Here is a 5,739-nt window from a genome sequence, read left to right on the forward strand (position 1 = left end):
GCCGGCGCCCACGGTGCGGCCGCCCTCGCGGATGGCGAAGCGCAGCTCCTTCTCCATGGCGATCGGCGTGATCAGCTCCACCACCATCTGCACGTTGTCGCCCGGCATCACCATCTCCACGCCCTCGGGAAGCGCGGCCGAGCCGGTCACGTCCGTCGTGCGGAAGTAGAACTGCGGCCGGTACCCGTTGAAGAACGGCGTGTGGCGCCCGCCCTCTTCCTTGGTCAGCACGTACACCTCGGCCTTGAACGTCGTGTGCGGCGTGATGGTCTTGGGCTTCGCCAGCACCATTCCGCGCTCGATGTCGTCCTTGGCCACGCCGCGCAGCAGCAGACCGACGTTGTCGCCCGCCTGACCCTCGTCCAGCAGCTTGCGGAACATCTCCACCCCGGTGACCGTGGTCGACTTGGCGGAGTTCATCCCCACCAGGTCCACCGTCTCGCCCACCTTGATGATCCCGCGCTCGATGCGCCCCGTCGCCACCGTGCCGCGCCCGGTGATGGAGAACACGTCCTCCACCGGCATCAGGAACGGCTTGTCCACCTGGCGCTCCGGCTGCGGAATGTAGGTGTCGATGGCGTCCATCAGCTCGGTGATCTTGGAGCCCCACTCGCTGCTCGGATCGCCCGACTCCAGCGCCTTCAGCCCGCTCCCCTTGACGATCGGGGTGTCGTCGCCCGGATAGTCGTACTCGGAGAGAAGCTCGCGCACCTCCAGCTCCACCAGCTCCAGGAGCTCCGGGTCGTCCACCATGTCGACCTTGTTGAGGAAGACGACGATGTACGGCACGTTCACCTGGCGGGCCAGCAGGATGTGCTCGCGCGTCTGCGGCATGGGACCGTCGGCGGCGGACACGACCAGGATGGCGCCGTCCATCTGGGCGGCACCCGTGATCATGTTCTTCACGTAGTCGGCGTGGCCGGGGCAGTCCACGTGCGCGTAGTGGCGCGCATGCGTCTGGTACTCCACGTGCGCGGTCGAGATCGTGATGCCGCGGGCGCGCTCCTCGGGGGCCTTGTCGATGTTGGCGAAGTCGACGAAGTCCGCCAGCCCCTGCGCCGCCTGGATGCGCGTGATCGCGGCCGTCAGCGTGGTCTTGCCGTGGTCGACGTGCCCGATGGTGCCGACGTTGACGTGCGGCTTGTTGCGCTCAAACTTGGCCTTGGCCATTGGTTTGAATCCTGGTACCTGATGAATTTTTGATGGCTGATTGGATTCCGCTCCTCGTGGGAGCTGGCGAACCGCCTCAGCCGCGAACCTTTTTTCCGCTCGGCCCCTAAGAACAGCAAACCTCGCCGCGTCACTTGCTGCGGCAAGGTGTCCGGGTGCCGGCTTCCTTATCCCGCCATTCCATCCGCGTAAATCGCGTTCCGGAGCGGGACAAGACGAGAAGAATAGCCTCAAACCTCCAAACCGTCAAGTGCCAGCGGGTTGCGTACCTTCTGTTTACGCTGGGAGCGGCCGACATCCTATTTGCCTCACGCGGAGACGCGGAGACGCAGAGAAAGAACAACAAGAATTCATGCGGTTGCGGTTCTCTCTGCGCCTCCGCGTCTCCGCGTGAGCCCTGCAGTTAAAAAGGGCGGCCCTCGGTTGGAGGGCCGCCCTTTTCGCGAGACTGGAGAGGATGGTTAGCCGCGGACCTTGGCGACGATCTCCTCGGCGCGGGCCTTGGGGACCTCCTCGTACTGCGAGAACTGCATGGAGTACACGGCGCGCCCCTGCGACATGGAGCGCAGGTTGGTGGAGTAGCCGAACATCTCCGAGAGCGGCACCATCGCGTTGATCACCTGCGCCTCGCCGCGCTGGTCCATCCCCTGGATCTTGCCGCGGCGCGCCGAAAGGTCGCCGATCACGTCGCCCATGTAGTCCGACGGGGTGACGACTTCCACGCTCATCACGGGCTCCAGGAGCACCGGGCTGGCGCGGCGGGCCGCTTCCTTGAACGCCATGGAGCCGGCGATCTTGAAGGCGATTTCCGACGAGTCCACGTCGTGGTACGAGCCGAACACCAGCTCCACCTTGACGTCCACCATCGGGTAGCCGGCGAGCACGCCGGTGTCCATCGCCTCGCGCAGCCCCTGCTCGCTCGGCTTGATGAACTCGCGGGGGATCACGCCGCCCACGATCTTGTCTTCGAAGACGAAGCCCTGGCCCGGCTCGGCCGGCATCATGTTGATGACCACGTGGCCGTACTGGCCCGAGCCACCCGTCTGGCGCACGAACTTGCCCTCGACCTTCTCCACCCGCTTGCGGATCGTCTCGCGGTAGGCCACCTGCGGGCGGCCCACGTTGGCCTCCACCTTGAACTCGCGGAGCATGCGGTCCACCAGGATCTCCAGGTGGAGCTCGCCCATCCCGGAGATGATGGTCTGCCCGGTCTCGACGTCCGTGTGCACCTTGAAGGTGGGGTCCTCGTCCGCCAGGCGGCGGAGCGCCTCGCCCATCTTGTCCTGGTCGACCTTGGTCTTCGGCTCGATGGCCACCGAGATCACCGGGGTCGGGAAGGTCATCGACTCCAGCACCACCGCGTGCTCCGGGTCGCACAGCGTGTTCCCCGTGGTGGTGTCCTTGAGCCCGATGGCGGCGGCGATGTCGCCGGCGCGCACCTCGGGGATCTCCTCGCGCTTGTTGGCGTGCATCTGCAGGATGCGGCCGAAGCGCTCGCGCTTCCCCTTGGTGCTGTTCAGCACGTGGGCGCCGCTCGCGATGACGCCCGAGTACACGCGGAAGAAGGTCAGCTTACCGACGAACGGGTCCGTCGCGATCTTGAACGCCAGCGCCGAGAACGGCTCCTCGTCCGAAGCGTGCCGCTCGATGGGCGCGTCGTCGTTCTCCGGGTCCGTCCCCTTGATGGCCGGGATGTCCACCGGCGCGGGAAGGAAGTCGACCACGCAGTCCAGGAGCTGCTGCACGCCCTTGTTCTTGAACGCCGAGCCGGTGAGAACCGGCGTCATGGCGCCCGCGATGGTGGCGTTGCGGATGGCGCGGATCAGGTCCGTCTCGCTGATCTCCTCGCCTTCCAGGTAGCGGCTCATCAGGTCCTCGTCGTGCTCCACCGCGCCTTCCACCAGCGCGAAGCGGGCTTCCTCCACTGCGTCGTGCATCTCGGCGCGCACGGGGGCCTCACGCCACTCCTTCCCCTTTGTGGTGTCGTCGTACAGCAGCTCCACGCGGCGGATCACGTCGATGATCCCCACGAAGTTCTCGCCGTCGCCGATGGGAAGGTGCACCGGGTACGGCTTGGCGCCCAGCCGGTCGCGGATCATCCCCACGCAGCGCTCGAAGTTGGCGCCGGTGCGGTCCATCTTGTTGACGAAGCAGATGCGCGGCACGCCGTACTTGTCCGCCTGGCGCCACACCGTCTCCGACTGCGGCTCCACGCCGGCCACCGCGTCGAACACGCAGACGGCGCCGTCGAGCACGCGGAGCGAGCGCTCCACCTCAACGGTGAAGTCCACGTGCCCCGGGGTGTCGATGATGTTGATGCGGTACGTGTTGCCGAAGCGCTCCCACTGGCACGTCGTTGCCGCCGACGTGATGGTGATGCCGCGCTCCTGCTCCTGCTCCATCCAGTCCATGGTGGCCGCACCCTCGTGCACCTCGCCGATCTTGTGCGTGCGGCCCGTGTAGTACAGGATGCGCTCGGTCGTGGTGGTCTTGCCGGCATCGATGTGGGCCATGATGCCGATGTTGCGATATTTGTCCAGCGTCGTGGTGCGGGCCATGTTCGTTTTATCCAGTTACGCAGAAGCGCGGGGCGCGGGAGCGGAGCGTTCCGCCCACCGCGCCGCCGCGGGTTCTGACACCGTTTTGGTTGACCAGCGGTTGGCTACCAGCGGTAATGCGCGAACGCCTTGTTCGCATCCGCCATGCGGTGCGTGTCGTCCTTCTTCTTGATGGTCGCGCCCTCGTTGCGGGACGCGGCCAGAAGCTCGGCGGCAAGGCGGTCGGCCATCGTCTTCTCGCCGCGGGCGCGGGCATAGCCCACCAGCCAGCGCATGGCGAGGGCGGTGCGCCGCTCGGGACGCACCTCCACCGGCACCTGGTAGGTGGCGCCGCCCACGCGGCGGCTCTTCACCTCGAGGACCGGCTTGGCGTTGTTGAGCGCGGTCTTGAAGACCGTCTCCCCCGGCTGCCCGGAGCGCTCTTCCACGACCTTCATGGCGTCGTAGAAGATCCCCTCGGCGGTGGACTTCTTCCCGTCGCGCATCAGCGTGTTGACGAACTTCGTGACCGAGTCGCTCCCGTAGACCGGATCCGGGATGATCGGGCGCTTTACAGCGCGGTTTCTGCGGCTCATTAGCGCTTCCCTCCCTTACCCTTGACCGGTGCGCCCTTCCCCGCCGCCGCGCCCGCCTTGGGCTTCTTGGCGCCGTACTTGGAACGGCCCTGGCGGCGGTCGTTGACGCCGGAGGCGTCGAGCGTGCCGCGGATGATGTGGTAGCGGACGCCCGGCAGGTCCTTCACCCGGCCGCCGCGGATGAGCACGATGCTGTGCTCCTGCAGGTTGTGCCCCTCGCCCGGGATGTACGCCGTCACTTCGAAGCCGTTCGTCAGCCGGACGCGCGCGACCTTCCGGAGGGCCGAGTTGGGCTTCTTCGGGGTCGTGGTGTACACGCGCGTGCAGACTCCGCGCTTCTGCGGGTTGTTCCGCATCGCGGGCGACTTGCTCTTGTTGACGAGCGTCTGGCGCCCCTTGCGGACCAGCTGATTGATCGTCGGCATACTTGAATGCGAAGGTAGACGAAAACGCAAAAACACTGGCGAAGGCCGCTGGCCCCGCCGCCGCGAACCAAAAAGTTGCGCGACAGACTGAAAAACTTAGGGCAGACCCCAGCTCCTGTCAACCCGCGACCCGCGCACGGTTCACTGGCGCGTGATCCAGGATGATTCATCACGCCCGTCCCCTCCCGCACCGTGCCCCCCGCCGTCGGCACCGATCCCGTACGGGATCTGCCCGTGCCCGCCGCGGCGTCGTAGGGGCGTGATTCGTCACGCCCGTCCTTTTCCGCACCGTGCCCCCTGCCTTCCACCCATCCCGTACGGGCCGACGTGCGTGCCTGCGCGGGCCCGACACAGCGTCGTAGGGGCGTGATCCATCACGCCGTCCTTTCCCCGCACCGTGCCCCCCCCTGCCGACGGCACCGATCCCGTAGGGGCAGACCCACGTGTCTGCCCGTGCCCGACGCAACGTCGAAACCCGCGGTCCCGGAGCGCATAATTCGCCGGAGGACCACACGAGGTTCGCCTGCGCGCACGCACACGCAGGCGCGCGACGCGGATGCCGGGGCGCGGGAGAGGGTGGGCGGACACGCAGGTCCGCCCCTACCAAGATGGTGCGCGGCGCGGGCGACGGAGCGGCGCGGGACACGGGCGGCCACATAGGGCCGCCCCTACGACATCGACGTTCACATGCGGAGGACGGTGTAGCGCACAGGGCATCCGCGTTAACGGCGGGCCGCGGCGCGGCGCGGGGCACGGGCGCGATGAATCGCGCCCCTACCAGGTCTGTGCGGGTAGATGCGCACGCACCGGTTTGGGTGCGCAACGCGGGCGACGGTGCGGCGCGGGGCACGGGCGGCCACGTGGGGCGGCCCCTACGACAGGGCGTGCACGGCGCGGAGGATCATGTGGCGCAGGGCATATGCGAGTACGTCGGGCGGCGGTGCCCGATGCACGCGCAAGCCCCTCCCCCGCAGTTTGGGGGAGGGGCCGCGAGGAACGAGCGGGGGAGGG

At 67.4% G+C, this 5,739-nt stretch carries 4 protein-coding genes; all 4 read right to left on the reverse strand.

The window, feature by feature from the left end; all coding sequences use genetic code 11:
• Positions 1-1,170 (reverse strand): elongation factor Tu (gene tuf, locus VF647_23145; GenBank protein HEX8454993.1); only part of this gene is annotated, 1,170 nt, incomplete at its 3' end.
• A gap of 461 nt (positions 1,171-1,631) precedes the next feature.
• Entirely contained in the window at positions 1,632-3,728 is a 2,097-nt protein-coding gene (gene fusA / locus VF647_23150) for an elongation factor G (protein HEX8454994.1), read from the reverse strand.
• Between the two features lie 104 nt (positions 3,729-3,832).
• Positions 3,833-4,303, reverse strand: coding sequence for a 30S ribosomal protein S7 (gene rpsG, locus VF647_23155; protein ID HEX8454995.1), 471 nt, complete (start codon positions 4,301-4,303; stop codon positions 3,833-3,835).
• Positions 4,303-4,728: a 30S ribosomal protein S12 gene (gene rpsL, locus VF647_23160; protein ID HEX8454996.1), complete on the reverse strand. Its 426-nt coding sequence runs from the start codon at positions 4,726-4,728 to the stop codon at positions 4,303-4,305. Before rpsL ends, rpsG begins: the two co-directional genes overlap by 1 nt.
• Between the last annotated feature and the right edge of the window lie 1,011 nt (positions 4,729-5,739).

Source organism: Longimicrobium sp. (assembly GCA_036387335.1).
Taxonomy (GTDB): Bacteria; Gemmatimonadota; Gemmatimonadetes; order Longimicrobiales; family Longimicrobiaceae; genus Longimicrobium.

What these genes read in the sequence shown, in the direction of transcription:
- rpsL (HEX8454996.1), bottom strand. Translation starts at nt 4,728, where the DNA reads ATGCCGACGATCAATCAGCTGGTCCGCAAGGGGCGCCAGACGCTCGTC.
- fusA (HEX8454994.1), bottom strand. Translation starts at nt 3,728, where the DNA reads ATGGCCCGCACCACGACGCTGGACAAATATCGCAACATCGGCATCATG.
- rpsG (HEX8454995.1), bottom strand. Translation starts at nt 4,303, where the DNA reads ATGAGCCGCAGAAACCGCGCTGTAAAGCGCCCGATCATCCCGGATCCG.